The sequence below is a fragment of the Pseudomonas sp. GM102 genome (assembly GCF_000282555.1).
In the GTDB taxonomy this organism is placed as follows: Bacteria; Pseudomonadota; Gammaproteobacteria; order Pseudomonadales; family Pseudomonadaceae; genus Aquipseudomonas.
This window is the reverse complement of the sequence record NZ_AKJB01000099.1, coordinates 34,323-60,872: the sequence shown is the minus strand read 5'-3', so window position 1 is coordinate 60,872 and position 26,550 is coordinate 34,323. Positions and strand designations below refer to the sequence as shown.

Annotated in this window: 28 protein-coding genes; 10 read left to right on the top strand and 18 right to left on the bottom strand. The window is 59.6% G+C overall.

Annotated elements, in window-relative coordinates:
• Positions 1-13: 13 nt before the first annotated feature.
• The 4 genes from hflD to PMI18_RS06455 all read right to left on the bottom strand — a co-directional run bounded on the left by hflD (position 14) and on the right by PMI18_RS06455 (position 4,676).
• Positions 14-637 carry a high frequency lysogenization protein HflD gene (gene hflD / locus PMI18_RS06440; RefSeq protein WP_007905037.1) on the bottom strand — a complete coding sequence of 208 codons (624 nt, stop codon included), beginning with the start codon at positions 635-637 and terminating at the stop codon, positions 14-16.
• Complete coding sequence (mnmA, locus tag PMI18_RS06445) at positions 634-1,767, bottom strand: tRNA 2-thiouridine(34) synthase MnmA (protein WP_007905035.1); 1,134 nt, start codon at positions 1,765-1,767, stop codon at positions 634-636. The genes hflD and mnmA overlap by 4 nt, the downstream gene beginning before the upstream one ends.
• A gap of 59 nt (positions 1,768-1,826) precedes the next feature.
• Complete coding sequence (locus PMI18_RS06450) at positions 1,827-2,273, bottom strand: NUDIX hydrolase (protein ID WP_007905033.1); 447 nt, start codon at positions 2,271-2,273, stop codon at positions 1,827-1,829.
• A gap of 177 nt (positions 2,274-2,450) precedes the next feature.
• Positions 2,451-4,676: an NADP-dependent isocitrate dehydrogenase gene (locus PMI18_RS06455; protein ID WP_033036794.1), complete on the bottom strand. Its 2,226-nt coding sequence runs from the start codon at positions 4,674-4,676 to the stop codon at positions 2,451-2,453.
• 492 nt (positions 4,677-5,168) lie between these two features.
• Here PMI18_RS06455 and icd point away from each other — a divergent pair, with 492 nt between their 5' ends.
• On the top strand, positions 5,169-6,425 hold the full coding sequence (gene icd / locus PMI18_RS06460; protein ID WP_007905029.1) for an NADP-dependent isocitrate dehydrogenase: 1,257 nt from the start codon (positions 5,169-5,171) through the stop codon (positions 6,423-6,425).
• A 60-nt stretch (positions 6,426-6,485) separates the two neighbouring features.
• On the opposite strand, the gene PMI18_RS06465 is transcribed toward icd, so the two are convergent.
• Positions 6,486-6,767, bottom strand: a complete 282-nt coding sequence (locus PMI18_RS06465; RefSeq protein ID WP_007905027.1) for a cold shock domain-containing protein — start codon at positions 6,765-6,767, stop codon at positions 6,486-6,488.
• Between the two features lie 224 nt (positions 6,768-6,991).
• Between PMI18_RS06465 and clpS the strand changes: the two genes are divergently transcribed.
• Together clpS and clpA are read left to right on the top strand one after the other, a co-directional pair.
• Positions 6,992-7,354 (top strand): ATP-dependent Clp protease adapter ClpS, encoded by a 363-nt coding sequence (gene clpS / locus PMI18_RS0129740; protein WP_015094394.1) that lies wholly within the window; start codon positions 6,992-6,994, stop codon positions 7,352-7,354.
• Between the two features lie 30 nt (positions 7,355-7,384).
• A complete protein-coding gene (gene clpA / locus PMI18_RS06470) occupies positions 7,385-9,655 on the top strand; it encodes an ATP-dependent Clp protease ATP-binding subunit ClpA (RefSeq protein ID WP_007905018.1) in 2,271 nt (756 codons plus the stop codon).
• Between the two features lie 214 nt (positions 9,656-9,869).
• Here clpA and infA read toward each other — a convergent pair whose 3' ends face one another.
• From infA to trxB, 4 genes are all read right to left on the bottom strand, one after another.
• Positions 9,870-10,088, bottom strand: coding sequence for a translation initiation factor IF-1 (gene infA, locus PMI18_RS06475; protein ID WP_002553999.1), 219 nt, complete (start codon positions 10,086-10,088; stop codon positions 9,870-9,872).
• Positions 10,089-10,346: 258 nt separating this feature from the next.
• Complete coding sequence (locus tag PMI18_RS06480) at positions 10,347-11,054, bottom strand: arginyltransferase (protein ID WP_007904935.1); 708 nt, start codon at positions 11,052-11,054, stop codon at positions 10,347-10,349.
• Between the two features lie 87 nt (positions 11,055-11,141).
• Positions 11,142-11,822, bottom strand: a complete 681-nt coding sequence (gene aat, locus PMI18_RS06485; protein WP_007904929.1) for a leucyl/phenylalanyl-tRNA--protein transferase — start codon at positions 11,820-11,822, stop codon at positions 11,142-11,144.
• Positions 11,823-11,889: 67 nt separating this feature from the next.
• On the bottom strand, positions 11,890-12,849 hold the full coding sequence (gene trxB / locus PMI18_RS06490) for a thioredoxin-disulfide reductase (RefSeq protein ID WP_007904928.1): 960 nt from the start codon (positions 12,847-12,849) through the stop codon (positions 11,890-11,892).
• A gap of 306 nt (positions 12,850-13,155) precedes the next feature.
• Here trxB and PMI18_RS06495 point away from each other — a divergent pair, with 306 nt between their 5' ends.
• The 6 genes from PMI18_RS06495 (at position 13,156) to cysG (ending at position 20,812) form a co-directional block, all read left to right on the top strand.
• A complete protein-coding gene (locus PMI18_RS06495) occupies positions 13,156-15,561 on the top strand; it encodes a DNA translocase FtsK (protein WP_032830114.1) in 2,406 nt (801 codons plus the stop codon).
• A 67-nt stretch (positions 15,562-15,628) separates the two neighbouring features.
• On the top strand, positions 15,629-16,252 hold the full coding sequence (lolA, locus tag PMI18_RS06500) for an outer membrane lipoprotein chaperone LolA (RefSeq protein ID WP_007904916.1): 624 nt from the start codon (positions 15,629-15,631) through the stop codon (positions 16,250-16,252).
• Between the two features lie 172 nt (positions 16,253-16,424).
• Complete coding sequence (locus tag PMI18_RS06505; protein WP_007904915.1) at positions 16,425-17,747, top strand: replication-associated recombination protein A; 1,323 nt, start codon at positions 16,425-16,427, stop codon at positions 17,745-17,747.
• Complete coding sequence (gene crcB / locus PMI18_RS06510; RefSeq protein ID WP_007904914.1) at positions 17,747-18,121, top strand: fluoride efflux transporter CrcB; 375 nt, start codon at positions 17,747-17,749, stop codon at positions 18,119-18,121. The genes PMI18_RS06505 and crcB overlap by 1 nt, the downstream gene beginning before the upstream one ends.
• 15 nt (positions 18,122-18,136) lie before the next feature.
• Positions 18,137-19,417 carry a serine--tRNA ligase gene (serS, locus tag PMI18_RS06515; RefSeq protein WP_007904913.1) on the top strand — a complete coding sequence of 427 codons (1,281 nt, stop codon included), beginning with the start codon at positions 18,137-18,139 and terminating at the stop codon, positions 19,415-19,417.
• Positions 19,418-20,812 carry a siroheme synthase CysG gene (gene cysG, locus PMI18_RS06520; protein WP_007904912.1) on the top strand — a complete coding sequence of 465 codons (1,395 nt, stop codon included), beginning with the start codon at positions 19,418-19,420 and terminating at the stop codon, positions 20,810-20,812.
• A gap of 116 nt (positions 20,813-20,928) precedes the next feature.
• Here cysG and PMI18_RS06525 read toward each other — a convergent pair whose 3' ends face one another.
• The 9 genes from PMI18_RS06525 to PMI18_RS06565 form a co-directional block, all read right to left on the bottom strand.
• On the bottom strand, positions 20,929-21,927 hold the full coding sequence (locus tag PMI18_RS06525) for a glutathione S-transferase family protein (RefSeq protein ID WP_007904911.1): 999 nt from the start codon (positions 21,925-21,927) through the stop codon (positions 20,929-20,931).
• A 90-nt stretch (positions 21,928-22,017) separates the two neighbouring features.
• The gene (locus tag PMI18_RS06530) at positions 22,018-23,019 is read right to left on the bottom strand and encodes a glycosyl transferase family protein (RefSeq protein WP_007904909.1); all 1,002 of its coding nucleotides are present in this window, start codon (positions 23,017-23,019) and stop codon (positions 22,018-22,020) included.
• Positions 23,016-23,351, bottom strand: coding sequence for a TusE/DsrC/DsvC family sulfur relay protein (locus PMI18_RS06535; RefSeq protein WP_007904907.1), 336 nt, complete (start codon positions 23,349-23,351; stop codon positions 23,016-23,018). Before PMI18_RS06535 ends, PMI18_RS06530 begins: the two co-directional genes overlap by 4 nt.
• Positions 23,348-23,641, bottom strand: coding sequence for a sulfurtransferase complex subunit TusB (gene tusB / locus PMI18_RS06540; RefSeq protein ID WP_007904905.1), 294 nt, complete (start codon positions 23,639-23,641; stop codon positions 23,348-23,350). The genes PMI18_RS06535 and tusB overlap by 4 nt, the downstream gene beginning before the upstream one ends.
• Positions 23,641-24,003 (bottom strand): sulfurtransferase complex subunit TusC, encoded by a 363-nt coding sequence (gene tusC / locus PMI18_RS06545; protein WP_007904902.1) that lies wholly within the window; start codon positions 24,001-24,003, stop codon positions 23,641-23,643. The genes tusB and tusC overlap by 1 nt, the downstream gene beginning before the upstream one ends.
• Position 24,004: 1 nt before the next feature.
• A complete protein-coding gene (tusD, locus tag PMI18_RS06550; protein ID WP_007904900.1) occupies positions 24,005-24,397 on the bottom strand; it encodes a sulfurtransferase complex subunit TusD in 393 nt (130 codons plus the stop codon).
• 198 nt (positions 24,398-24,595) lie between these two features.
• Positions 24,596-25,300 (bottom strand): YoaK family protein, encoded by a 705-nt coding sequence (locus tag PMI18_RS06555; protein WP_007904893.1) that lies wholly within the window; start codon positions 25,298-25,300, stop codon positions 24,596-24,598.
• A 27-nt stretch (positions 25,301-25,327) separates the two neighbouring features.
• Positions 25,328-25,657, bottom strand: coding sequence for a DUF6388 family protein (locus PMI18_RS06560; protein WP_007904891.1), 330 nt, complete (start codon positions 25,655-25,657; stop codon positions 25,328-25,330).
• Positions 25,658-25,659: 2 nt separating this feature from the next.
• Positions 25,660-25,914 carry a hypothetical protein gene (locus PMI18_RS06565; protein ID WP_007904890.1) on the bottom strand — a complete coding sequence of 85 codons (255 nt, stop codon included), beginning with the start codon at positions 25,912-25,914 and terminating at the stop codon, positions 25,660-25,662.
• A 162-nt stretch (positions 25,915-26,076) separates the two neighbouring features.
• Between PMI18_RS06565 and PMI18_RS06570 the strand changes: the two genes are divergently transcribed.
• A complete protein-coding gene (locus tag PMI18_RS06570) occupies positions 26,077-26,427 on the top strand; it encodes a hypothetical protein (protein ID WP_007904889.1) in 351 nt (116 codons plus the stop codon).
• Positions 26,428-26,550 lie beyond the last annotated feature (123 nt).

Here is a 26,550-nt window from a genome sequence, read left to right as displayed (position 1 = left end):
TTGCGGGCGCGGTTCAGCTGCTGCGCATCAGCGGGTAAAGCTCTTTAAGCAGCTTGCGCCGGCTGATCACCAACTGCCAGCGATGACCGCCCAACTGCCGCCACAGGCGCGCCGAACGGATCCCGGCGAGCAACAGCGCGCGGATCTTCGAGGCATTGCTCGGTTGCTGCAGGTTGCGCATGTCGCCATGCACCTGAATCCGTTGGCGCAGGGTGCTCAAGGTGTCCTGATACAACGCACCGCAGGCGGCGATCACGTTTTCGTGAGCCGGGCCAAAGTGTTCGACCTGAGACTGAATCTGCGGCAGACGCTTGCCGATCTCGTCCAGCATGTCGTTGCGCTTGGCCAACTGACGCTCCAGGCCGAGCATCGCCAGGGCGTAGCGCAGCGGTTCGCGCTGAAGAGTGCTGGGGTCGCGTTCCAGAGCGCCAATCAATGCTCGGTAACCCTCACGCAGATTGATGTCGTCACCACCATAGACTTCCAGCGTGTCCTTGGGGTCGCGAATCAACAGGCTGCCGAGCATGCAGGTCAGCCCGGCTTCGTTGGTCTGGCCGGTCTTGGCGATCTTGTCGACCAGTACGGCGGCGAGAAACACGCCGCCTAGGGCCGTCAGTTGCTCTTGAGTCGGGCTCATGAACGCTGACCCTTGCTGGTCCAGGGTTCGGCCACTTCGATCACGCCACCACCGAGGCAGATTTCTCCGTCGTAGAACACCACGGATTGGCCTGGGGTGACTGCGCGTTGCGGGTCATCAAAGGTCGCGCGGTAGCCGCTGGCGGTCTTTTCCAGCGTGCAAGGCTGGTCGCTCTGGCGATAGCGCACTTTGGCGGTCAGTTTGCGTGGCTCGGTCAAATCGATCGGGTTGACCCAATAGATGTCCGAGGCGAGCAGGGCGCGGGAGAACAGATAAGGGTGATCATTGCCCTGGCCAACGATCAGCTCGTTGTGTTCCAGGTCCTTGATCAGCACGTACCACGGCTCGTCACCGGCGTCTTTCAAGCCGCCGATGCCCAGGCCCTGACGCTGGCCGATGGTGTGGTACATCAAGCCGTGGTGACGGCCGATGACTTCACCTTCGGTGGTCTTGATCTCGCCCGGCTGGGCCGGCAGGTATTGCTTGAGGAAGTCGCTGAAGCGGCGTTCGCCGATAAAGCAGATCCCGGTGGAATCCTTTTTCTTCGCGGTGGCCAGGTCGTGTTTCTCGGCAATCGCGCGCACTTCGGGTTTTTCCAGTTCGCCGACCGGGAACAGGGTCTTGGCGATCTGTTCGCCGCCGACAGCGTGCAGGAAGTAGCTCTGGTCCTTGTTCGGATCCAGGCCCTTGAGCAATTCGGTGCGGCCATCGATGTCACGGCGGCGCACGTAGTGGCCGGTGGCGATCAGGTCGGCGCCGAGCATCATGGCGTAGTCGAGGAACGCCTTGAACTTGATTTCGCGGTTGCAGAGGATGTCCGGGTTCGGCGTGCGACCGGCCTTGTACTCGGCCAGGAAATGCTCGAATACGTTGTCCCAGTACTCGGCGGCGAAGTTGGCGGTGTGCAGCTTGATGCCAATCTTGTCGCACACCGCCTGAGCGTCCGCCAGGTCATCCATGGCGGTGCAGTATTCGGTTCCATCGTCTTCTTCCCAGTTCTTCATGAACAGGCCTTCCACCTCATAACCCTGCTCGATCAGCAGGAGAGCGGAAACGGAAGAGTCCACGCCGCCGGACATGCCGACAATAACGCGCTTCTTTTGTGTGTCAGAAGGGGCTGGATCACGCATAGGGATTCAATGAGTGTCTTGAAAAAGGACGCGATTCTAGCAGGCTGAAGCCCGCAAGGCTAAAGAGAAGGGCGGATCAGCTCGAGGCTGAAGTGTTTACCGTCCAGATAATCATCGATACAGCGGATGATCAGCTCACTGCGCCAGTTTGCGCGCTGTTGCAGCAGTTCGTCACGCGTCAGCCATTTTGCGCCGACGATACCGTCATCCAGCTGATAATCCGGGTGGTGTTTGAGCGGTTTTGCGGTGAAGCAGACCCGCTGATAAGTCACGCCATTGCTCGGGGCGGTGTAGAGATAAATACCCACCACGCCTGTCGGCTCGACGTCCCAGCCGGTTTCCTCGAGGGTTTCGCGCACGGCGGCGTCGATCAGGGTTTCGTCCGGGTCCAGATGACCGGCGGGTTGGTTGAGTACCGTTTGTCCGTGCTTGAGTTCTTCGACCATCAGGAAGCGACCATTGTCTTCGACGATGGTGGCGACGGTGATGTGGGGTAGCCAATCCATAGATACATCCTTAGTCGTCAATCTGTAGGAGCGAGGCTTGCCCGCGAAGCAGGCGGCGCGGTCTTTGTCGGGCATCGCGGTGATGCCTTCGCGGGCAAGCCTCGCTCCTACAGGGACTCGTATGTGGGAAACAGAAACCCCGGCACTGGGCCGGGGCTTCTTTGCATCCTTACAACCTTAAACCAGCGCAGCGATCGCGGCGTTGAAGGTGTTGCTCGGGCGCATGGCCTTGCTGATGAGTTCGGCATTGGCGTGGTAGTAACCGCCGATGTCCACTGGCTTGCCCTGAACGGCGTTGAGCTCGGCAACGATGGTCGCTTCGTTCTCGGTCAGGGTCTTGGCCAGTTCGCCGAACTGCGCTTGCAGTGCAGCGTCTTCGGTCTGGGCAGCCAGGGCTTGAGCCCAGTACAGCGCTAGGTAGAAGTGGCTGCCGCGGTTGTCGATGTTGCCGACTTTACGCGATGGCGACTTGTTGTTGTCCAGGAACTGGCCAGTGGCCTGATCCAGGGTCTTGGCCAGCACCAGCGCTTTAGGGTTGTTGTAGGTAACACCCAGATGCTCGAGGGAAGCGGCCAGGGCCAAGAACTCGCCCAGGGAATCCCAGCGCAGGAAGTTTTCTTCCAGCAGCTGTTGAACGTGCTTCGGTGCCGAACCGCCGGCGCCGGTTTCGAACAGGCCACCGCCGTTCATCAGCGGAACGATCGACAGCATCTTGGCGCTGGTGCCCAGTTCCATGATCGGGAACAGGTCGGTCAGGTAGTCGCGCAATACGTTGCCGGTCACCGAAATGGTGTCCTTGCCTTCACGGGTGCGCTCCAGGGTGAACTTCATCGCGTCGACGGGCGACATGATGCGGATGTCCAGGCCGGAAGTGTCGTGGTCCTTCAGGTAGGCCTGAACTTTCTCGATCACTACACCGTCGTGGGCGCGCATTGGGTCCAGCCAGAAAATCGCCGGAGTTGCGCTTGCACGGGCACGGTTAACGGCCAGTTTGACCCAGTCCTGGATCGGCGCGTCTTTGGTCTGGCACATGCGGAAGATGTCGCCGGCTTCAACCGACTGTTCCAGCAGAGTGCGGCCAGCGCCATCGGAAACCCGAACCACGCCATTTGCCTTGATCTGGAAAGTCTTGTCGTGCGAGCCGTACTCTTCGGCTTTCTTCGCCATCAGGCCAACGTTTGGCACGCTGCCCATGGTGGTTGGATCAAAAGCGCCGTTAGCCTTGCAGTCTTCGATCACCGCCTGGTAGATGGTGGCGTAGCAGCGATCCGGGATCACAGCCTTGGTGTCGTGCAGCTGGCCATCAGTGCCCCACATCTTGCCGGAGTCACGGATCATTGCCGGCATCGAGGCATCGACGATAACGTCGCTCGGCACGTGCAGGTTGGTGATGCCTTTGTCGGAGTTGACCATGGCCAGCGACGGACGAACGGCGTAGACCGCCTGGATGTCCGCTTCGATCGCAGCTTGTTGCTCGGCAGGCAGGGCCTTGATACGAGCGTACAGGTCGCCGATGCCGTTGTTCAGGTTGAAGCCGATCTGGGCCAGCACGTCAGCGTGCTTGGCCAGTGCGTCTTTATAGAACTCGGCAACGATCTGGCCGAACATGATTGGGTCGGAGACCTTCATCATGGTGGCTTTCAGGTGAACCGACAGCAGCACGCCTTTGGCTTTGGCGTCTTCGATCTCGGCTGCGATGAAGCTGCGCAGCGCGTTTTTGCTCATGACTGCGCAATCGAGGATCTCACCGGCTTGTACGGTGGTTTTTTCTTTCAGGACGGTGGTGGTGCCGTCTTGAGCGATCAGTTCGATTTTGACGGCGTCAGCGGCGTCGATCAGGGCGGCTTTTTCGCTGCCGTAGAAATCGCCGGTGCTCATGTGAGCGACGTGGGACTTGGAGTCTTTGGCCCATGCGCCCATTTTGTGCGGGTGCTTGCGCGCGTAGTTCTTGACCGACAGCGGTGCACGACGATCGGAGTTGCCTTCGCGCAGAACCGGGTTCACGGCGCTGCCTTTGATCTTGTCGTAACGCGACTTGGCGAGCTTGTCGGCATCGCTGGTCACGGTTTCCGGGTAGTCCGGCAGTGCGAAGCCCTGGGCCTGCAGCTCTTTGATCGCGGCCTGCAGTTGCGGAACCGAAGCGCTGATGTTCGGCAGCTTGATGATGTTGGCTTCAGGCGTAACGGCCAGGTCGCCCAGTTCGGCGAGGTGGTCGGCTACGGCTTTGTCACCCAATTGCTCGGGGAAGCTGGCCAGAATGCGCCCTGCAAGAGAGATATCGCGGGTTTCAACGGCGATATCAGCCGAGGCAGTGAAAGCCTCTACGATAGGCAACAGTGAATAGGTGGCGAGGGCTGGGGCTTCGTCGGTGAAGGTATAGATGATCTTCGAGCGGGTGGGCATATTCGGATTAACTCTCTCTTCTTTGCTAAGCGTGCGCAGAAACTCGAGGGGCGCCGGGTAAGCGCGTTCGTTCAAAGTCATCCATGAGCCGAATGTCGAGGTTTCTTCGCGGTGATGTTGGGTGCATCAGTCGAGCGTCAAGCGGGTGGACTGCGGTAACAATCCGGCTTATTCGGGCCCAAAGTCTTGGAATAGAGCGGTCGGCCGTCGTGACTCTGTGGTCAGCGGCGGCATTATACATAGGTAGCTGGCAATCTGCCGATGGTTCATATGCAACGTTTTTCGTCCATTGGTCTAAAGGTCGCAGGCGAGTGCGACGCGTAGAGTCGTTCGCCGTGCTTGAGTTTGGCGCTTTTCCCTTTGCTTTCAGGCTTGTACGTCGCGAACTGTGCAGCTTTGCGGCAGATGGGTGGAACATAGGGTTTGCGCGCCGATTTAACTGGGGTACGCTCGAACGCAGCCAGATGTTCAATCCAAACAATGGAGTACAGCATGGGATACAAGAAGATTCAGGTTCCAGCCGTCGGCGACAAAATCACCGTCAACGCAGACCATTCTCTCAATGTTCCTAACAACCCGATCATCCCCTTCATCGAAGGCGATGGTATTGGCGTTGATATCAGCCCGGTCATGATCAAGGTTGTCGATGCTGCTGTTAAGAAGGCTTACGGCGGCGAGCGCAAAATTTCCTGGATGGAAGTCTACGCCGGGGAGAAAGCGACTCAGGTTTACGATCAGGACACCTGGCTGCCTCAGGAAACCCTGGACGCGGTCAAGGATTATGTGGTTTCCATCAAGGGCCCTTTGACCACTCCGGTCGGCGGCGGCATCCGTTCGCTGAACGTGGCCCTGCGTCAGCAGCTCGACCTGTACGTCTGCCTGCGCCCAGTGCGCTGGTTCGAAGGCGTACCGAGCCCGGTCAAGAAGCCAGGCGATGTCGACATGACCATCTTCCGCGAAAACTCGGAAGACATTTATGCCGGTATCGAATGGAAGGCCGGCTCGCCGGAAGCGACCAAGGTCATCAAGTTCCTTAAAGAAGAAATGGGCGTCACCAAGATCCGTTTCGACGAAAACTGCGGTATCGGCGTCAAGCCGGTGTCCCTGGAAGGCACCAAGCGTCTGGCGCGCAAGGCCCTGCAGTATGTGGTCGACAACGACCGCGACTCGCTGACCATCGTGCACAAAGGCAACATCATGAAGTTCACCGAAGGTGCCTTCAAGGAATGGGCCTACGAAGTGGCCGCTGAAGAATTCGGCGCGACCCTGCTCGACGGCGGTCCGTGGATGCAGTTCAAGAACCCGAAAACCGGCAAGAACGTCATTGTCAAGGACGCCATCGCCGACGCCATGCTCCAGCAGATCCTGCTGCGCCCGGCCGAATACGATGTGATCGCGACCCTGAACCTTAACGGCGACTACCTCTCCGACGCCCTGGCGGCCGAAGTGGGCGGTATCGGTATCGCGCCGGGTGCCAACCTGTCGGACACCGTGGCCATGTTCGAAGCGACCCACGGTACTGCGCCGAAGTACGCCGGCAAGGACCAGGTCAACCCGGGTTCGTTGATCCTGTCCGCCGAGATGATGCTGCGTCACATGGGCTGGACCGAAGCGGCCGACCTGATCATCAAAGGCACCAACGGCGCGATTTCCGCAAAAACCGTGACCTATGACTTCGAACGTCTGATGGAGGGCGCGAAACTGCTGTCGTCTTCCGCGTTTGGTGATGCGTTGATCTCGCACATGTAAACCAGCTGACAAAAAAAACCGCCTTCGGGCGGTTTTTTTATGACTGGATGACGAGCTGCGTCAGCTCGACACTGTTTCTTGCCGGGTGGCAGGGACGCTCTGTTCGTTCGGGGAGGTGGCAGCCGCGATCTTTACTGCATGCAGCCCTTTGGGGCCCTGAATGATCTCGAAGCTAACGATTTGCCCGGCCTTGAGGGTCTTGTATCCGACCATCTCAATAGCCGAATAGTGGGCGAAGAAATCGATTTCTTTTCCATCTTCGTCGCGACCTTCTCTGGCGTCGGTGTTAATGAAACCGAACCCCTTGGCATTGTTGAACCATTTCACCTTACCGACAGCCATACCCATATCCCTCTGCAACAGACTCCATCACTGGAGTATCATCCAGTTAATCCGCAGTCTAATCTTGCAAATAGATTGACTCCGCGGACCTTTTTTACCCACTGTGGGCTCTATTGGTTGTAACACCGATTTTCCGATAGTCAAGGTGACCGGGCAGTCGGAGTTGAAAACGTTCATAACAGCCCCCACCACTGTATTTGCACAACTGACGAACCTTTCTTTCCATGCATGCAATCAGCCAGATTCGACTAACATTCAATCAGGATCGCCCTGATTTACACGACGACGATTCCGCAGGCATTGCTGTTCAGGAGGCTAAGCCTGCTCTACAGGCGCCACCGATGTACAAGGTGGTTTTGTTCAACGATGACTACACACCGATGGATTTCGTCGTCGAAGTGCTCGAGGTGTTTTTTAACCTGAATCGCGAGCTGGCGACCAAGGTCATGCTGGCCGTCCACACAGAAGGACGGGCAGTATGTGGAGTGTTTACCCGCGACATCGCCGAGACCAAGGCCATGCAGGTCAACCAGTACGCCAGGGAAAGCCAGCATCCGCTACTCTGTGAAATCGAGAAGGACGGTTAATCGCCGACCACTTGGGTATGAGGTGAAGCTATGTTAAACCGCGAGCTCGAAGTCACCCTCAATCTTGCCTTCAAGGAGGCTCGTTCGAAGCGTCATGAATTCATGACCGTCGAACACCTGCTGTTGGCCCTATTGGATAATGAGGCTGCCGCCACCGTTTTGCGTGCCTGCGGCGCAAACCTCGACAAACTCAAGCATGATCTGCAGGAGTTCATCGACTCCACCACGCCATTGATCCCTCTTCATGACGAGGATCGTGAAACCCAGCCAACCCTGGGCTTCCAGCGTGTATTGCAGCGTGCTGTCTTTCACGTACAGAGCTCGGGCAAACGCGAGGTGACTGGTGCTAACGTGCTGGTCGCAATCTTCAGTGAGCAAGAGAGTCAGGCAGTGTTTCTGCTGAAACAGCAGAGCGTTGCGCGCATCGATGTCGTCAACTACATCGCCCATGGCATTTCCAAAGTGCCGGGGCATGGCGATCACTCTGAAGGTGAACAAGATATGCAGGACGACGAGGGCGGTGAGTCTTCTTCTTCAGGCAATCCTCTGGATGCTTATGCCAGCAACCTCAACGAACTCGCGCGCCAGGGTCGTATCGATCCGTTGGTAGGCCGTGAGCTGGAAGTCGAGCGCGTCGCGCAGATCCTCGCGCGTCGTCGCAAAAACAACCCGCTGTTGGTGGGCGAGGCAGGCGTGGGTAAAACCGCGATTGCCGAAGGCCTGGCCAAACGCATTGTTGACAACCAGGTACCGGATCTGCTGGCCAACAGCGTGGTGTATTCCCTCGATCTGGGGGCTTTGCTGGCCGGGACCAAATACCGCGGCGATTTCGAGAAGCGCTTCAAGGCGCTGCTCAATGAGCTGAAAAAACGTCCGCAGGCGATCCTGTTCATCGACGAGATCCACACCATCATCGGTGCGGGCGCTGCGTCCGGTGGCGTCATGGATGCCTCGAACCTGCTCAAGCCATTGCTGTCTTCGGGCGATATTCGTTGCATCGGTTCGACCACGTTCCAGGAATTCCGTGGGATCTTCGAGAAGGACCGTGCCCTGGCTCGGCGCTTCCAGAAGGTCGATGTGTCGGAACCTTCGGTGGAAGACACCATCGGCATCCTGCGTGGCCTGAAAGGGCGTTTCGAAGCGCACCACAACATCGAATACAGCGATGAAGCCCTGCGCGCCGCTGCGGAACTGGCCTCGCGTTATATCAATGACCGGCACATGCCGGACAAGGCCATCGACGTCATCGACGAGGCGGGCGCCTATCAGCGTCTGCAACCGATCGAGAAGCGCGTGAAGCGTATCGAAGTGCCTCAGGTCGAGGACATCGTTGCGAAAATCGCGCGAATTCCGCCAAAACACGTCACCAGTTCCGACAAAGAGCTGCTGCGTAACCTTGAGCGTGACCTGAAACTTACGGTATTTGGCCAGGATGCGGCGATCGACTCGCTGTCGACTGCGATCAAACTCTCCCGTGCCGGCCTCAAGTCACCTGACAAGCCAGTCGGTTCGTTCCTGTTCGCAGGGCCGACCGGCGTTGGTAAAACCGAGGCCGCGCGGCAACTGGCCAAGGCGTTGGGGGTCGAGCTGGTTCGCTTCGACATGTCCGAGTACATGGAGCGCCACACCGTATCGCGTCTGATCGGTGCGCCTCCAGGCTATGTCGGGTTCGATCAGGGCGGTTTGCTGACCGAAGCCATCACCAAGCAGCCTCACTGCGTGCTGTTGCTCGATGAAATCGAGAAGGCGCATCCGGAAGTCTTCAACCTGCTGTTGCAGGTCATGGACCACGGTACGCTGACTGATAACAACGGGCGCAAGGCGGACTTCCGTAACGTGATCGTTATCATGACGACCAACGCCGGTGCCGAAACTGCAGCGCGTGCTTCGATCGGTTTCACCTATCAGGACCATTCGTCCGATGCGATGGAAGTGATCAAGAAGAGCTTCACGCCGGAATTCCGTAACCGTCTGGACACCATTATCCAGTTTGGTCGCCTCAGTCATGAGGTCATCAAAAGCGTGGTGGACAAGTTCCTTACCGAACTTCAGGCGCAGCTGGAAGACAAGCGCGTGCAGCTGGAAGTGACGGACGCAGCGCGCGGCTGGCTGGCAGCGAGTGGCTACGACACGGCAATGGGCGCTCGTCCAATGGCGCGTTTGATCCAGGACAAAATCAAGCGTCCACTGGCCGAAGAGATCCTCTTTGGCGAACTGGCCGACCATGGCGGTGTGGTACACATCGACCTCAAGGACGGCGAGCTGACCTTCGAGTTCGAGACCACGGCTGAAATGGCCTGACGTTAACCGCAACAAAGCAGAAAGGCGCCGATTGGCGCCTTTTTGCTGTCTGTCATGATCGTTCCCACGCTCTGCGTGGGAATGCAGTCTGGGACGCTCCGCGTCCCTTCAAAAGCCGAACGCAGAGCGTCCGTTGAGGCATTCCCACGCAGAGCGTGGGAACGATCCACAAACAAAAACGCCCGGCATAGCCGGGCGTTTTGTATTGACTTGATTAGCGAGCGCGGTAGGTGATGCGCCCTTTGCTCAAGTCATAGGGCGTCAGCTCGACGCGCACTTTGTCGCCGGTAAGAATACGGATGTAGTTCTTGCGCATCTTGCCGGAGATATGCGCGGTTACGACGTGCCCATTTTCCAACTCCACACGAAACATGGTGTTGGGCAGGGTGTCGACGACAGTGCCTTCCATTTCGAAGCTGTCTTCTTTCGACATGCAGTAAAGCCCTCGGTGTCCAATGAATGGCCCGGTGCAACTGCGCCAGGCAAAAGCGGCGTGCATTGTGCCCGAAAAATGGGGTTTAAGCCAAGGGGTTAGTGTCCTGTCTCACAAATACGTTCCTCTTTTGGCGAGTGGCTGTTGTCGTCAGGCAAGGCGCCGCGACGAGTCATAGCCCGCTATGGCAAGGAGCGGCAACGCAGCATGATGACAACAGACGCCGTCAAAAAGGAACAGTATTTGCGAGACAGGGCACTAACTCAGGATGACCCAACGCTGATTAATCAGCAGTTCGATAGGGCGATATTGGGTCTTGTAGCTCATTTTTTTGCAGTTTTTGATCCAGTAGCCGAGATAGACGGCTTCCAGCCCCAGGCGCCGGGCTTCGCCGATTTGCCAGAGAATCGCGTAACGTCCCAGGCTGCGACGCTCCTCGCCGGGCTCGTAGAAGGTGTAGACCGCCGACAAACCGTTGGGCAGCAAGTCAGTGACGGCCACGGCCAGCAGTCGGCCTTCGAGACGGAATTCGTAGAAGCGCGAGAACGGCAGGTCGCGCACAAGGAAGGTCGAAAACTGGTCGCGGCTCGGCGGATACATATCGCCATCGGCGTGACGTTGTTCGATGTAGCGCTGATAGAGGTCGAAATACTCTTCGCTGAACGTTGGTCTGGCCGGGCGCACCTGTAAGTCGGCATTGCGTTTGACGATGCGTTTCTGCTGACGGTTGGGGGTAAATTGCGCCACAGGAATGCGCGCCGGTACGCACGCATTGCAATGCTGGCAATGGGGCCGGTAGAGATGATCGCCACTGCGACGAAAACCCATTTCCGACAGGTCTGCATAGACATGCACATCCATGGGCTGGCTAGGGTCGAGGAACAGCGTGGTGGCCTGCTCCTCGGGCAGATAACTGCAAGAGTGGGGCTGAGTGGCATAGAACTTCAAACGCGCCAACTCGGTCATGATCAACCCTCGGGATAAGCTTTTGATTAGGGGGCGCTCTCAATTCGTTTCCCCGCATTAAGTGTAAGCCACGCGCGCAGAAGTCGCTCAGCAAACCCAGTTGGCGCGGCCCGGTTGATCCAGGTGTCGCGCAAGGTAGCCAGCAAATTCACGGCGAGGAATCGCTCGGGCACCCAAACTGTGCAGATGATCGGTAGGCATCTGGCAATCGATCAGCACAAAACCTGAGTCTTTCAGATGTCGCACCAGTGTGGCGAAGCCATATTTGGAGGCGTTGTCGGCGCGGCTGAACATCGACTCGCCAAAAAACAATTGCCCCATAGCCAGGCCGTAGAGCCCGCCGACCAGCACGCCATCGTCCCAGACCTCCACCGAATGGGCATAGCCACGCCTGTGCAGTTCGACGTAGGCGTCCTGCATCTCTTGGGTGATCCAAGTGCCGTCAGCGTATTCGCGCGGTGCGGCGCAGGCGCGGATGACCGCGGCAAAATCCCGATCGAAGGTCACTTGATAGCGTTGTTGGCGTAGCAGTTTGTTCAAGCTACGGGAGACATGCAGTTCGTCGGGAAACAGTACCGTGCGCGGATCCGGCGACCACCAGAGAATCGGCTGGCCCTGCGAGAACCACGGGAAGCAGCCGTGACGATAGGCTTGAATCAGACGATCGGCGGACAGGTCGCCGCCCGCGGCCAGCAGCCCGTTGGGGTCGCGCATGGCTTTTTCCAGCGGCGGGAAGGTCAGGGTGTTGCGTTGTAACCAAGTCAGCATGGCATCCGGGCTTGCAGAAGGGGAGGGCGGTAGCGGGCCGTTGAGCCCGCCTTGAGGAGGTTAACCGTCAAACGGTGGGGATGTCATCGAGATACTTCTCGGCATCCAGCGCGGCCATGCAGCCGGCCCCGGCGGACGTCACCGCCTGGCGGTAAATATGATCGGCCACGTCGCCGGCGGCGAACACGCCTGCAATGTCCGTGGTGGTGGCATCCCCTTCGCTGCCACCCTTGATCAGCAGATAACCGTCGCGCATTTTCAGCTGGCCCTGGAACAGGTCGGTATTGGGCTTGTGGCCAATGGCGATGAATACGCCGGCCAGCGGCAATTCATGGGTTTCGCCCGTATGGCTGTGCCGCAGGCGGGCACCGGTCACGCCGCTGGCATCGCCCAGCACTTCGTCCAGATTCTGGTTCCAGTGCAGACGGATATTGCCGTTGGCGGCTTTTTCGAACAGCTTGTCCTGAAGGATCTTCTCCGAGCGCAATTTGTCGCGACGGTGAATCAAATGAACTTCCTTGGCGATATTCGACAGGTACAGCGCTTCTTCCACGGCCGTGTTACCGCCGCCGACCACCGCGACCACCTGGTTGCGGTAGAAGAAGCCGTCGCAGGTGGCGCAGGCCGAAACCCCTTTGCCGGCAAAGGCTTCTTCCGATGGCAGCCCCAGGTATTGGGCCGAAGCGCCGGTGGCGATAATCAGCGCATCGCAGGTGTAGGTGCCGCTGTCGCCGATGAGCTCGAACGGGCGCTGTTGCAACTTGGCCGTATGGATGTGGTCGTAAACGATCTCTGTGTCGAAGCGTTCGGCGTGTTTTTGCATGCGTTCCATCAGTACCGGGCCGGTCAGGCCTTCGACGTCGCCGGGCCAGTTGTCGACTTCGACGGTGGTGGTCAGCTGGCCACCTGCCTGTATGCCGGTGATGACAACGGGTTTGAGGTTGGCGCGAGCGGCATAAACGGCTGCGCTGTAACCGGCGGGTCCGGAACCCAGAATGATCAGGCGGGAATGCTTCGCTTCAGTCATAAAAACACCTCATAAGCCTTTGTCACAAAAGAGAATGCATGCTCAAATTGGACCGCGCGTACTGTGCTGTTGGCTATGCTGCACTCAAGGGTCTCAAGCATGGCATCGGGTGAACAAACCCGTACAATGCTCGCTTGTAACAGTGTTTGTATCAAAAAAGCGGTGCGTGCCGTATTTCGAAAAACCGGGGCGCAGTGTTAAAAGTAGTCCCAGTTGCGCCTGTTAACTTTTTTACCTGCCTGGATTGGGCAGTTTTTATAGTCATTCAACAGATGGACGCGCCATGGGCGCAGGAAAAGAAGCGTTTTGAAGAAATCCACCGCAGCACCTAAAACAGTCGTCCCGCTCTGGCGCCAGCAATTGCACTACCGGCTCAAGGAAGGTGCATTGATCGCCATCGGGGCCTTGTGCCTGTTCCTGATGATGGCTTTGTTGACCTACGGCAAAGACGATCCGGGCTGGAGCCATAACAGCAAGATCGACGATGTGCAGAACTTCGGCGGGCCTGCCGGCTCTTACAGCGCCGACATCCTGTTCATGGTCCTGGGTTACTTCGCCTACATTTTCCCGTTGCTGCTGGCGATCAAGGCGTATCAGATCTTCCGCCAGCGCCACGAACCGTGGCAGTGGAGCGGCTGGTTGTTCTCCTGGCGCCTGATCGGCCTGGTATTCCTGGTGCTGTCGGGTGCAGCGCTGGCCCACATCCATTTTCACGCGGCGACCGGTCTGCCGGCCGGCGCGGGTGGCGCTTTGGGCGAAAGCCTCGGTGATCTGGCCCGGAACGCGCTGAACATCCAGGGCAGCACGCTGTTGTTTATCGCGCTGTTTCTGTTCGGCCTGACGGTGTTCACCGACCTGTCGTGGTTCAAGGTGATGGACGTCACCGGCAAGATCACCCTTGATCTGTTCGAACTGTTTCAGGGCGCGGCCAATCGCTGGTGGGCGGCCCGTGTCGAGCGCAAGCAACTGGTCGCTCAGCTACGTGAAGTCGACGATCGCGTGCATGACGTGGTCGCGCCGACTGTCACCGACAAGCGCGAGCAGGCCAAGGTCAAGGAGCGCCTGATCGAGCGCGAGCAGGCCTTGAGCAAGCACATGTCCGAGCGCGAGAAACAGGTACCGCCGGTGATTGCCCCGGCGCCACCCAAACCGGCAGCTCCTAGCAAACGCGTGGAAAAAGAGAAGCAGGCGCCGTTGTTCGTCGACAGTGCCGTGGAAGGCACCTTGCCGCCGATCTCGATTCTCGACCCCGCGGAAAAGAAACAACTCAATTATTCGCCCGAATCCCTGGCGGCCGTCGGCCACTTGCTGGAAATCAAGCTCAAGGAATTCGGCGTCGAGGTCTCGGTGGATTCGATTCACCCGGGCCCGGTCATTACCCGTTACGAAATCCAGCCAGCGGCCGGCGTCAAAGTCAGCCGCATCTCCAACCTGGCGAAAGACCTGGCCCGTTCCCTGGCCGTGACCAGCGTGCGTGTCGTGGAAGTGATTCCGGGCAAGACCACGGTCGGTATCGAGATTCCTAACGAAGACCGGCAAATCGTGCGGTTCTCCGAGGTCTTGTCGACCCCCGAGTACGATAACTTCAAGTCCCCGGTCACCCTGGCCCTGGGTCATGATATCGGCGGCAAGCCGGTCATCACCGACCTGGCGAAAATGCCGCACTTGCTGGTGGCCGGTACGACCGGTTCCGGTAAGTCTGTGGGTGTGAACGCGATGATCCTGTCGATTCTGTTCAAGTCTGGCCCGGAAGACGCCAAGCTGATCATGATCGACCCGAAAATGCTTGAGCTGTCGATCTACGAAGGCATTCCGCACCTGCTGTGCCCGGTGGTCACCGACATGAAGGACGCCGCCAACGCCTTGCGCTGGAGCGTCGCCGAGATGGAGCGGCGCTACAAGCTGATGGCGAAAATGGGCGTGCGTAACCTCTCGGGCTTCAACGCCAAGGTCAAGGAAGCCCAGGACGCCGGCGAGCCGTTGAGCGATCCGCTGTACAAGCGCGAAAGCATCCACGACGAAGCACCACTGCTGCAAAAACTGCCGACCATCGTGGTGGTCGTCGACGAATTCGCCGACATGATGATGATCGTCGGCAAGAAGGTTGAAGAGCTGATCGCCCGTATCGCCCAGAAGGCCCGTGCGGCTGGTATCCACTTGATCCTCGCGACCCAGCGGCCGTCGGTGGACGTGATCACCGGCCTGATCAAGGCGAACATTCCGACCCGTATGGCGTTCCAGGTATCGAGCAAGATCGATTCGCGGACCATCATCGACCAGGGCGGCGCCGAACAACTGCTGGGCCACGGTGATATGTTGTACATGCCGCCGGGAACCAGTCTGCCGATTCGTGTTCACGGCGCGTTCGTGTCCGATGACGAGGTTCACCGGGTGGTTGAAGCCTGGAAACTGCGCGGCGCACCTGAATACAATGATGACATCCTCGCCGGTGTCGAAGAGCCCGGTAGCGGCTTTGAAAACGGCGGCGGTGGCGGTGACGATGATGCCGAAACCGATGCGCTCTACGACGAAGCGGTGCAGTTCGTACTGGAAAGCCGTCGCGCGTCCATCTCCGCGGTTCAGCGCAAGCTGAAAATCGGCTACAACCGCGCGGCGCGCATGATCGAAGCCATGGAAATGGCCGGGGTCGTGACGTCCATGAACACCAACGGTTCGCGTGAAGTCCTGGCCCCTGGCCCGGTGCGCGACTGATCCGGTTTTGAAAGGGGCGGTGTCTGAGATGCCGCCCGCACTCCCACGAATGTTTATGAGGACTCCCATGCGTCTTATCCGCATGCTGTTGCTGCCGGTACTGGCTTTGACCACGCTCTCGGCCCACGCCGATGACAAGGACGTGGCGCGTCTGACTCAACTGCTGGAAAAATCCCAGACCCTGACCGCGCGTTTCTCCCAGCTGACTCTTGATGGTAGCGGCACCCAGTTGCAGGAAACCGCCGGTCAAATGTCCTTGCAGCGCCCGGGCCTGTTCTACTGGCACACCGATGCGCCGCAAGAGCAACTGATGGTGTCCGACGGCAAGAAGGTTTCCCTGTGGGACCCGGACCTGGAGCAGGTCACCATCAAGACCCTCGACCAGCGTCTGACCCAGACTCCGGCCCTGTTGTTGTCCGGTGACGTGTCCAAGATCAGCCAGAGCTTCGACATCAGCGCCAAGGAAGCTGGCGGCGTGATCGACTTCACCCTGAAGCCGAAAACCAAAGACACCCTGTTCGACAGCTTGCGTCTGTCGTTCCGCAACGGTCTGGTCAATGACATGCAACTGATTGATAGCGTCGGTCAGCGCACCAATATCCTGTTCACCGGCGTGAAGGCCAACGAGCCGATTCCTGCGTCCAAATTCAAGTTCGACATCCCTAAAGGGGCGGACGTGATCCAGGAGTAAGACGCATAACCTGTGGGAGCGGGCTTGTGTGGCGAGGGAGCTTGCTCCCGCTGGAGCGCGAAGCACCCCCAAAATGGGACTGCTGCGCAGTCCAGCGGGAGCAAGCTCCCTCGCCACAGGATTTCGCCAGACTTGAGAACTACGTAAAAAAACGAGGTTTCAACCGCACGTGATGGACCTGTTTCGCAGCGCCCCGATTGCTCAGCCCTTGGCCGCACGCCTGCGCGCGACCAATCTGGACGAGTACGTCGGTCAGGAACACCTGCTCGCTCGCGGCAAGCCTTTGCGCGAAGCGCTGGAGCAGGGTGCCCTGCATTCGATGATTTTCTGGGGCCCGCCGGGGGTGGGTAAAACCACCTTGGCGCGGCTGCTCGCGGAAGTCTCCGATGCGCACTTCGAAACGGTTTCGGCGGTGCTGGCCGGCGTGAAGGAAATCCGCCAGGCGGTGGAAGTTGCCAAGCAGCAGGCCGGGCAATACGGTAAACGCACCATCCTGTTTGTCGACGAAGTACACCGCTTCAACAAGTCCCAGCAGGATGCGTTCCTGCCGTACGTTGAAGACGGCACGCTGATTTTCATCGGCGCGACCACCGAAAACCCCTCGTTCGAACTCAATAACGCGCTGCTGTCCCGGGCGCGCGTCTATGTGCTCAAAAGCCTCGACGAAGCGGCTCTGCGCAAACTGGTGCATCGTGCGCTGACCGAAGAGCGTGGGTTGGGCAAGCGGCAACTGACCCTCAGCGATGAAGGTTTCCAGATGCTGTTGTCCGCCGCCGATGGCGATGGCCGGCGTCTGCTCAACCTGCTGGAAAACGCCTCCGACCTGGCCGAAGACAACAGCGAAATCGGCGTCGAGCTGCTGCAAAGCCTGCTTGGCGATACCCGTCGGCGCTTCGACAAGGGCGGCGAAGCCTTCTACGACCAGATCTCCGCGCTGCATAAGTCGGTGCGCGGCTCCAACCCGGATGGCGCGTTGTACTGGTTCGCGCGGATGATCGACGGCGGTTGCGACCCGCTGTACCTGGCTCGGCGCGTGGTGCGCATGGCCAGCGAAGACATCGGTAATGCCGACCCTCGCGCCCTGAGCCTGTGCCTGGCGGCGTGGGAAGTGCAGGAGCGGCTCGGCAGCCCCGAAGGTGAGTTGGCAGTGGCCCAGGCCATTACGTATCTGGCCTGCGCGCCGAAAAGCAATGCGGTGTACATGGGCTTTAAAGCCGCGATACGCAGCGCCACCGAACACGGTTCGCTCGAAGTGCCGCTGCACTTGCGCAATGCGCCGACCAAGTTGATGAAGCAATTGGGTTATGGCGATGAATACCGCTATGCCCACGATGAACCGGATGCCTACGCCGCTGGCGAAGACTACTTCCCGGACGAACTCGAACCGCAACGGTTCTATCAACCAGTGCCCCGCGGCCTGGAACTGAAAATCGGCGAAAAGCTCAGCCACCTCGCGCAGCTTGATCGTCTAAGCCCCCGGCAGCGGAGAAAATAGTGATTGCATTGATCGTTGCCGTTTCTGTCGGCGGTGTCGCCGGCACGCTATTGCGCTTCGCCACCGGTAACTGGATCAACGCGAATTGGCCGCGGCACTTCTATACCGCGACGCTGGCCGTTAATATCGTGGGCTGTTTGCTGATCGGCGTTCTATACGGTCTGTTTTTGATTCGCCCGGAGGTACCGTTTGCGGTGCGCGCCGGGTTGATGGTCGGCTTCCTCGGGGGGCTGACGACTTTTTCATCCTTTTCACTGGATACGGTGCGCCTGCTGGAAACCGGGCAAGTGCCGCTGGCCCTGGGCTATGCGGTCATCAGCGTATTCGGCGGGCTGCTCGCCACCTGGGCTGGCCTGTCCTTGACCAAACTTTGATAACGAGAAACCGACATGCTCGATTCCAAACTGTTACGTAGCAACCTTCAGGACGTAGCGGACCGCCTGGCATCCCGTGGCTTTGCCCTGGATGTTGCGCGCATCGAAGCGCTGGAAGAACAGCGCAAGACCGTCCAGACCCGCACCGAAGCTCTGCAGGCTGAACGTAACGCGCGCTCCAAGTCCATCGGTCAGGCCAAGCAGCGCGGCGAAGACATCGCGCCGTTGATGGCGGACGTCGAGCGCATGGCGGGTGAGTTGAGCGCCGGTAAAGTCGAGCTGGACGCGATTCAGACCGAGCTGGATTCGATCTTGCTGGGCATTCCGAACCTGCCGCACGAATCGGTGCCGGTTGGCGATGACGAAGAAGGCAACGTTGAAGTGCGCCGCTGGGGCACGCCTAAAGCTTTCGAGTTCCCGGTTCAGGACCACGTGGCCCTGGGCGAGAAGTTCGGCTGGCTGGACTTCGAAACCGCCGCCAAGCTGTCCGGCGCCCGTTTCGCCCTGCTGCGGGGCCCGATCGCCCGTCTGCACCGTGCGCTGGCACAGTTCATGATCAACTTGCACATCAACGAACACGGTTACGAAGAGGCCTACACCCCGTACCTGGTGCAGGCGCCTGCGTTGCAGGGCACCGGTCAGTTGCCGAAGTTCGAAGAAGACCTGTTCAAGATCAGCCGCGAAGGCGAAGCCGATCTGTACCTGATCCCGACCGCTGAAGTGTCGCTGACCAACATCGTCGCTGGCGAGATCGTCGATTCGAAACTGCTACCGATCAAATTCGTGGCACACACACCGTGCTTCCGCAGCGAGGCCGGTGCATCGGGTCGCGACACTCGCGGCATGATCCGTCAGCACCAGTTCGACAAGGTCGAGATGGTGCAGATCGTTGAACCATCGACCTCGATGCAAGCGCTGGAAAACCTGACGGCCAACGCCGAAAAAGTCCTGCAGCTGCTGGAACTGCCGTATCGCACCCTGGCGCTGTGCACGGGCGACATGGGCTTCAGCGCGGTCAAGACCTACGACCTGGAAGTGTGGATTCCGAGCCAGGACAAATATCGCGAAATTTCGTCGTGCTCCAACTGCGGCGATTTCCAGGCCCGGCGCATGCAAGCGCGTTTCCGCAACCCGGAAACCGGCAAGCCTGAGCTGGTTCACACCCTGAACGGTTCCGGCCTGGCGGTCGGTCGTACCCTGGTGGCGGTGCTCGAGAACTACCAGCAGGCCGACGGTTCGATCCGTGTGCCTGAGGTGCTCAAGCCGTACATGGGTGGCCTTGAGGTCATCGGCTAAATGGACTATCTGCCGCTGTTTCATAACCTTCGCGGCAGTCGTGTATTGGTCGTCGGCGGAGGGGAGATTGCCTTGCGCAAATCCCGCCTGCTGGCCGAAGCCGGTGCGCTGCTGCGGGTGGTTGCACCGCAAATCGAACCGCAACTGCGCGAGCTGGTGGTCGGCAGCGGTGGCGAGTGTCTGGTGCGTGGCTACGTCGAGGCGGATCTGGACGGTTGCGGGCTGATCATCGCCGCCACCGACGACGAACCGCTGAACGCGCAAGTCTCCGCCGATGCTCATCGGCGTTGCGTGCCGGTCAACGTGGTGGACGCGCCGGCCCTGTGCAGCGTGATCTTCCCGGCGATCGTCGACCGTTCTCCGCTGATCATTGCGGTGTCCAGCGGCGGTGATGCGCCGGTGCTGGCGCGGTTGATTCGCGCCAAGCTGGAAACCTGGATTCCTTCCACCTACGGGCAACTGGCCGGTCTGGCGGCGCGTTTCCGCACTCAGGTCAAAGGCCTGTTTCCGGATGTGCAACAGCGCCGGGCGTTCTGGGAGGATGTCTTCCAGGGTCCGATTGCTGACCGGCAACTGGCCGGGCAGGGCGCCGAGGCCGAGCGCTTGATGCTGGCGAAGATCAACGGTGAAGCGCCAGTAGCCACTGGTGAAGTCTATTTGGTAGGTGCAGGGCCGGGTGACCCCGACCTGTTGACCTTCCGCGCCTTGCGTCTGATGCAGCAGGCCGATGTGGTGCTGTATGACCGTTTGGTAGCGCCGGCGATTCTGGATTTGTGCCGTCGCGATGCCGAGCGGGTCTACGTCGGCAAGCGCCGCGCCGATCACGCCGTGCCTCAGGAACAGATCAACCAGCATCTGGTGGATCTGGCCAAGGCCGGCAAGCGCGTGGTGCGCTTGAAGGGCGGCGATCCGTTTATCTTCGGGCGCGGCGGTGAAGAGATCGAAGAGCTGGCGGCCCATGGCATTCCGTTCCAGGTCGTCCCGGGCATTACCGCGGCCAGTGGTTGCGCGGCCTATGCCGGGATTCCACTGACTCACCGCGATTACGCGCAGTCGGTGCGGTTTGTCACCGGGCACCTCAAGGACGGCTCCACCGATTTGCCGTGGGCCGACCTGGTCGCGCCGGCGCAAACCCTGGTGTTTTACATGGGCCTGGTGGGCCTGCCGATCATCTGCGAGCAGTTGATCAAGCACGGTCGCGCGGCCGATACCCCGGCGGCGTTGATCCAGCAGGGCACCACGGTCAATCAGCGGGTGTTTACCGGCACCCTGGCCGATCTTCCACGGCTGGTGGCGGAGCATGAAGTGCATGCGCCGACGCTGGTGATCGTCGGGGAAGTGGTGCAACTGCGCGAGAAACTGGCGTGGTTCGAAGGGGCTCAGGCGCAGGTCTAGAGACCGAGTCGCCCCCATCGCGAGCAGGCTCGCTCCCACAGGGGATTTGTGAACGACGCAAATCAAATGTGGGAGCGAGCCTGCTCGCGATGGGGCCCTCAAATCCTGAATAAACTTCAGGCCTTGCGCCAAACCCCTTTCCCGCTCAACCGCGCCCGATCATGAGCTGCAGTGAAATCCTGCGCCGGCCCTTTAGGCACGATCCCGGTTGGATTGATGGTCTTGTGGCTACCGTAGTAGTGATTCTTGATGTGCTCGAAACTCACCGTCTCGGCAATCCCCGGCCACTGATAAATCTCCCGTAGCCAGTTCGACAGATTCGGATAATCGGCCATCCGCCGTAAATTGCATTTGAAGTGGCCGTAATACACCGCATCAAAGCGAATCAGGGTAGTGAATAGCCTGATGTCGGCTTCGGTCAGGTATTCACCCGTCAGGTAACGATTGGCGCCCAGCAATTGCTCCAGCCGATCCAGCTCAGCAAATAACTCATCGAACGCTTCTTCATAAGCCTGCTGCGAGGTGGCAAACCCGGCGCGGTACACGCCGTTGTTCACCGCCGGATAAATCCGCTCGTTCATGGCGTCGATTTCGTTTCGCAAGAGGGCTGGGTAGAAATCCAGGTCGTTGCCGGTCAAATCATCGAACGCGCTGTTGAACATGCGGATGATCTCCGCCGATTCATTGTTGACGATGCGATTCGTCTGTTTGTCCCAGAGTACCGGCACCGTGACGCGGCCGGTGTAGTCGGTGGTATCGGTGGTGTAGCGCTGGTGCAGAAATTTCAGATCGCCAAGCTTGTCGCCAGTCGAGCCGTGAGCCTTGTCGAAGGTCCAGCCGTTCTCCAGCATCAGAAAGCTAACCACCGACACATCGATCAGGCTTTCCAGGCCTTTGAGCTTACGCAGAATCAGCGTTCGATGAGCCCACGGGCAGGCGAGGGACACATAGAGATGATAACGACCAGCCTCGGCGGCAAAACCACCGACGCCGGTCGGGCCTGGCCTGCCGTCGGCGGTCAGCCAGTTGCGACGTTGTGCCTGTTCGCGCTGGAACGTGCCGTCCTTGCTTTCATACCACTGATCTTGCCAGCGGCCTTCGACTAACAAACCCATGTTCAAAACTCCTCAACCGATAAGCGTTGGAGGGGAGTCTATGCGCATGGGTTCGAACAAAAAGCGCAAAGGTTAGGCAGTTATGATCGGTTAAATCGATTTGTCCCGGGCGTCCCAGTACTGCTGGGCGGTTTCGAACGCTTGCTCGCGGCTCTGGCCGAGGCCGCGCAACGCCAGGGCCATGGTCGAGATCAGCGCCATTTGCGGGTAGCTATCGACCACGTCGCCACGCCACACCGCTTTCAAATGCTCCGGATCGAGGCTGGCCGGTTTGACGTGGCGCTGGGTCGACAGCTGCGGCCATTCTTCATCCCAGCTTTCGCCGCCAGTGGTGCCATACAGGTGACTGTCGGCGTCCGGGTTGATCTCGATTTCACCGCCGTCGCCCTTGATGACGATGGCGGTATCGCCGAGCAAACCGCTGGCATCGCGATGCACGGCCTGATAGCCAGGGTGGAAAATGCTTTGCAGGCCACAGCGAGCGCCCAACGGGTTGAGAATCCGCGCCAGGGAATGGATCGGCGAGCGCAGGCCCAAGGTGTTGCGCAAGTCGATCATCCGCTGAAGCTGCGGGGCCCAGTCCACCAATGGCATGAATGCCAGGCCGCCCTGATCGAGCGCAGCGTCGACCTGCTGCCAGTTGCGGCACAGTGGAATGTTCAGCGTCTCGAGCAGTTGTTCGCTGTACAGCCGACCGGCCGTGTGCGCGCCGCCGCCATGCATGAAGATGCGCACGCCGTTCTGCGCCAGGCACTTGGCCGCCAGCAGGTACCACGGCAAGTGGCGCTTCTTGCCGGCATACGTCGGCCAGTCCAGATCAACCGCCAGCGCTGGCGGATTCAGGCGTTCACGCACGGCTTCGGTGAACCCGGCCATTTCCTCGGCGCTTTCTTCCTTGTGTCGCAACAGCATCAGGAAGGCGCCGAGCTGGGTGTCTTCGACCTTGTCGTCGAGCAACAGGCCCATGGCCTCGCGGGCCTCTTCGCGAGTCAGGTTGCGGGCACCGCGTTTACCTTTGCCAAGAATCCGCACGAACTGGGCGAACGGGTGCTCGGCGGGCGTTTCGAGGGTCAGTGCTGGATAGTCGGTCATAAGCAATTCGTCGGTTTGGGCAGGCCCGCCAGTTTCGCGGCGAGTTTGGCAGGGGTGCCTTTGAACAGTCGGTTCAGGTGCAGGCTGTTGCCCTTGTCGGGGCCGAGTTTCAATGCGGTGTACTTGATCAGCGGGCGGGTCGCCGGGGACAGCTGGAATTCGTCGTAGAAACTGCGCAGCAGTTCGAGGATCTCCCAGTGTTCCGGGCTCAACTCGATGTCTTCGGCGGCAGCGAGGGCGGCGGCCACCTCGGCAGACCAGTCACTCAGTTCGACCAGGAAACCGTCCTTGTCCAGTTCAATGGCGCGGGCACCGACCGTCATGGATTTCATAGCCAACTGTTGACCTTGTCGTAGTGAATCGACAGTTCGACGAAGGCCGGGTAATCAATGGCCTTGGCCCAGTCCGGGACTTGCAGAGCCCGCGCTTGAGCATCTTCGGCCAGCACGAACAGTTTCAATTGGCGGGCGTGCAGCGCGCCGAACGGCGCAGTGCCTGGCTGCAAGGCATAGGCCGCGTCGCCACTGAGCAGCAGCGCATCGTTGGCGCCGATCACGCGCAGGCAACTGCTCAGGCGCTCGTCGCCGAAAGGGGAATGAGACAACACATGCAAAGTCGACATCAGAGGGTGATCACCTGGTCGTAACGGTCAATAAGGGCGGTGATGTCCTGGGTGGTCAGCACCCGGGCTTCTTCAAGTGACAGGTTTTCGGGGTCCAGACCACGGGTCGCGGCGCTTTCACCGCACACGAACAGGTCTTCGACACCGAACATCGGCAAGGCTTGCAGGTTGGCGCTCAGGTCTTTCTGTTGCAGGGCTTTGGCGTTCTGTTCATTGGCGAGCTGGAACACGCCGTCATCGAGAAACAGCAGGCCGATCGGCAGATCGAAGGCACCGCCGGCCAGCACGATGTCCAACGCTTCCCGTGCATTGGGCCCGGACCATGGCGCCTGACGGCTGATAATCAGCAAGGATTTAGCCATCTCACGCGCCTCCGAAACAGATCAAGCGGTCAGCGTCCTGCACCGCGTCATGCAACTGGCCGAGGCCGGACAATTCCCACGGCGCACCCACCGCGACCGCTTCACGCTGATAACGTTGGGCTTCTTCCTCGTTCAACACCCCACGGCGCAGGGCGGCGGCGATGCAGACCACGCCATCGAGTTGATGCTCAGTGACAAAGTTGCGCCATTGCTTGGGCAAGTCCTGCTCATCCTGAGGCGTGACCACGCTGGCGGACGCGTTGTAGACGCCATCCTGATAGAAAAACAGCCGGACAATCTCATGCCCGCCGGCCAGCGCGGCCTGGGCGAACAGCAGGGCACGGCGCGAGGAGGGCGCATGGGCGGCGGAAAACAGCGCAATGGCGAATTTCATGATGGGCTCGATCAGCGAAACTGCGGCCATGATAAAGCTTTATCGGCAGGGCGGCTAAATCGATGTTGTCTGTTCGGGCCTCATCGCGGGCAAGCCCGCTCCCACAGGTTTTGCGGTGAAGCTACAATCTTCGGCATCACACAAATCCCTGTGGGAGCGGGCTTGCCCGCGATGAGGCCCGAACAGTCAATACAAGATTCAGCGCGGCATATACCCCAACTGCCAACGCCGCGGTATCTTCAACGACAGCAACCCCAGCGCCCCGGCCAGCAGCCCGCTGACAAACAGCGCCTTGAGCCCAAGATGATGTTCCAGCAAAGCACCCAGCACCGCGCCGGCAAACATCCCGGCCCACGGGATCAACTGCACTCGCCAGCCATTGCGCCGCTCGCCAAGCATCCACCGCCCCAGCCCACGACCAAACCGCGACAACGCCCCGGTGACATAAGTCAGCCCGACCGGCAGGCCGTTCACTTCTTCCACGGCGGCGTTGAGCATGCCCATGGCGATGATCGCCGCCAGCAGCGCAGGCAATTGCGTCTCATAGGGCCATGCCGCAGCGCCGCAGAGCAGCGTGGCGATGCACAGCAGCAACGGCAACGCCCGTCGGCCACCGAGCCGGCTGACGACAATGCCCAAGGCGTTGCCGGCGACGAACGTGGTCACGAGGATTACCAGGCGCAGGGTCAGCCCGAGGTCGCCGTCGCTGATCGCCACGGCCAGACGGGTGGTGTTGCCGCTCATGAAGGACACGAAGTCGCCGCTGGCCATGAAGCCGATGGCATCGGTCATGCCGGCGAGCACCGACAAACTGGCGACCAGCGACAGGCCGATGCGCCCGCGCCATTTATGGGTATGCAAATGGCCCGGTGTGGCCCGGGTACTTGAGGGCGAAGGCAGCATCGATGAAGGCTTCCTTGAGCAGCGAGATTATTTGGTTAACCCATATAACTCGCAATACTCCAGCCAGTCCATGCCGGCCATCTCCGCGACTTCCTTGTGCACCTCCAGACGTTGGGCCTGGTAGTCCTCAGACGTGGCGGCAGTCAGTTGCAGTGTCAGCTCCCAGGCAAACAAACCCAGGCGCTCAGCCTCGGCTTCGAACGCTTCATGCAAGCGCTCATCGCGGTACTGCGCCACTGTCTCGCCCTTGGCCTGGGCCAACAGTGGATTCAGGTTGTCCAGTTCGACGCGCAATTCAGGACGCTCATCGAGAAACTTTTTCAGCGCCTGCTCGTGTTGCTGTTCGGTTGCCGCCATGGTCACTCCTTGGAAGACTGCTTTTTGCTCGCCTTGGCCGCCGCGGCCAGACACTCCAGAGCAAACTGCTCGGGGTAGGTCATCTGGATCGGCGTGGTTTCGCCTTTGACGGTTCTTTCGCCATCGAGAATGTAACGAATCCGCTTGTCGGTGACGCCAATTCGCTTGGCGATCCAGGAAGGCGTCTGACCGATCTGGCTGATCAGCTTGTCGGCGTATTCAGTGGTCGGTTTGTAGTATTCGGCGTTGGGGGTCATGGCCTTTCCAGAAAAATGCGCCCGGAGAAATGGGCGATGCGGCGTTAATGGCGCGACAGGGTGCGCGAATCGTTGCGCGGTGTCGCGGTATAAATGAAGTAAAGCAGAACGATACGCCGCGCCGCGGTGATACAGTCCGCTTTTTCTTGATGAGCGAACGCAATGCGAATTCTGATGGTGGCGCTGGCCGCAACCTTACTGGCGGGCTGCGCCGGATCGGCGATGAATGACGCCCGCACCAAAACCCCGTACAAAACCCTGACCTCGGACAAACCGGAAAAAGTCGTCGCCCAGTGCGTGCAGTTTGCCTGGCAGGACGAAGCGGTGTTTGGCGTCGATGCGGGCGCTTATTTGCAGCCGGGCAAGAAGGGCGGCTCGACGGTGTATACCCGTTCGGCTGAATCTTTCGTAGACGTGACTACCGATGCCTCGGGTACAGCGTTGAGCTACTACGCGCAGCATGACGATTTTGTCGCCAAACGCCGATTGGCGGCGTTGGCGACCTGCCTCTGAGTTGATGAGCCACGCACCTCCCTTGGGAGCGAGCCTGCTCGCGATAGTGGCGGGTCAGTCGACAACATTGTTGAATGAAAAACCGCTATCGCGAGCAGGCTCGCTCCCACAATTGTCCGGTGT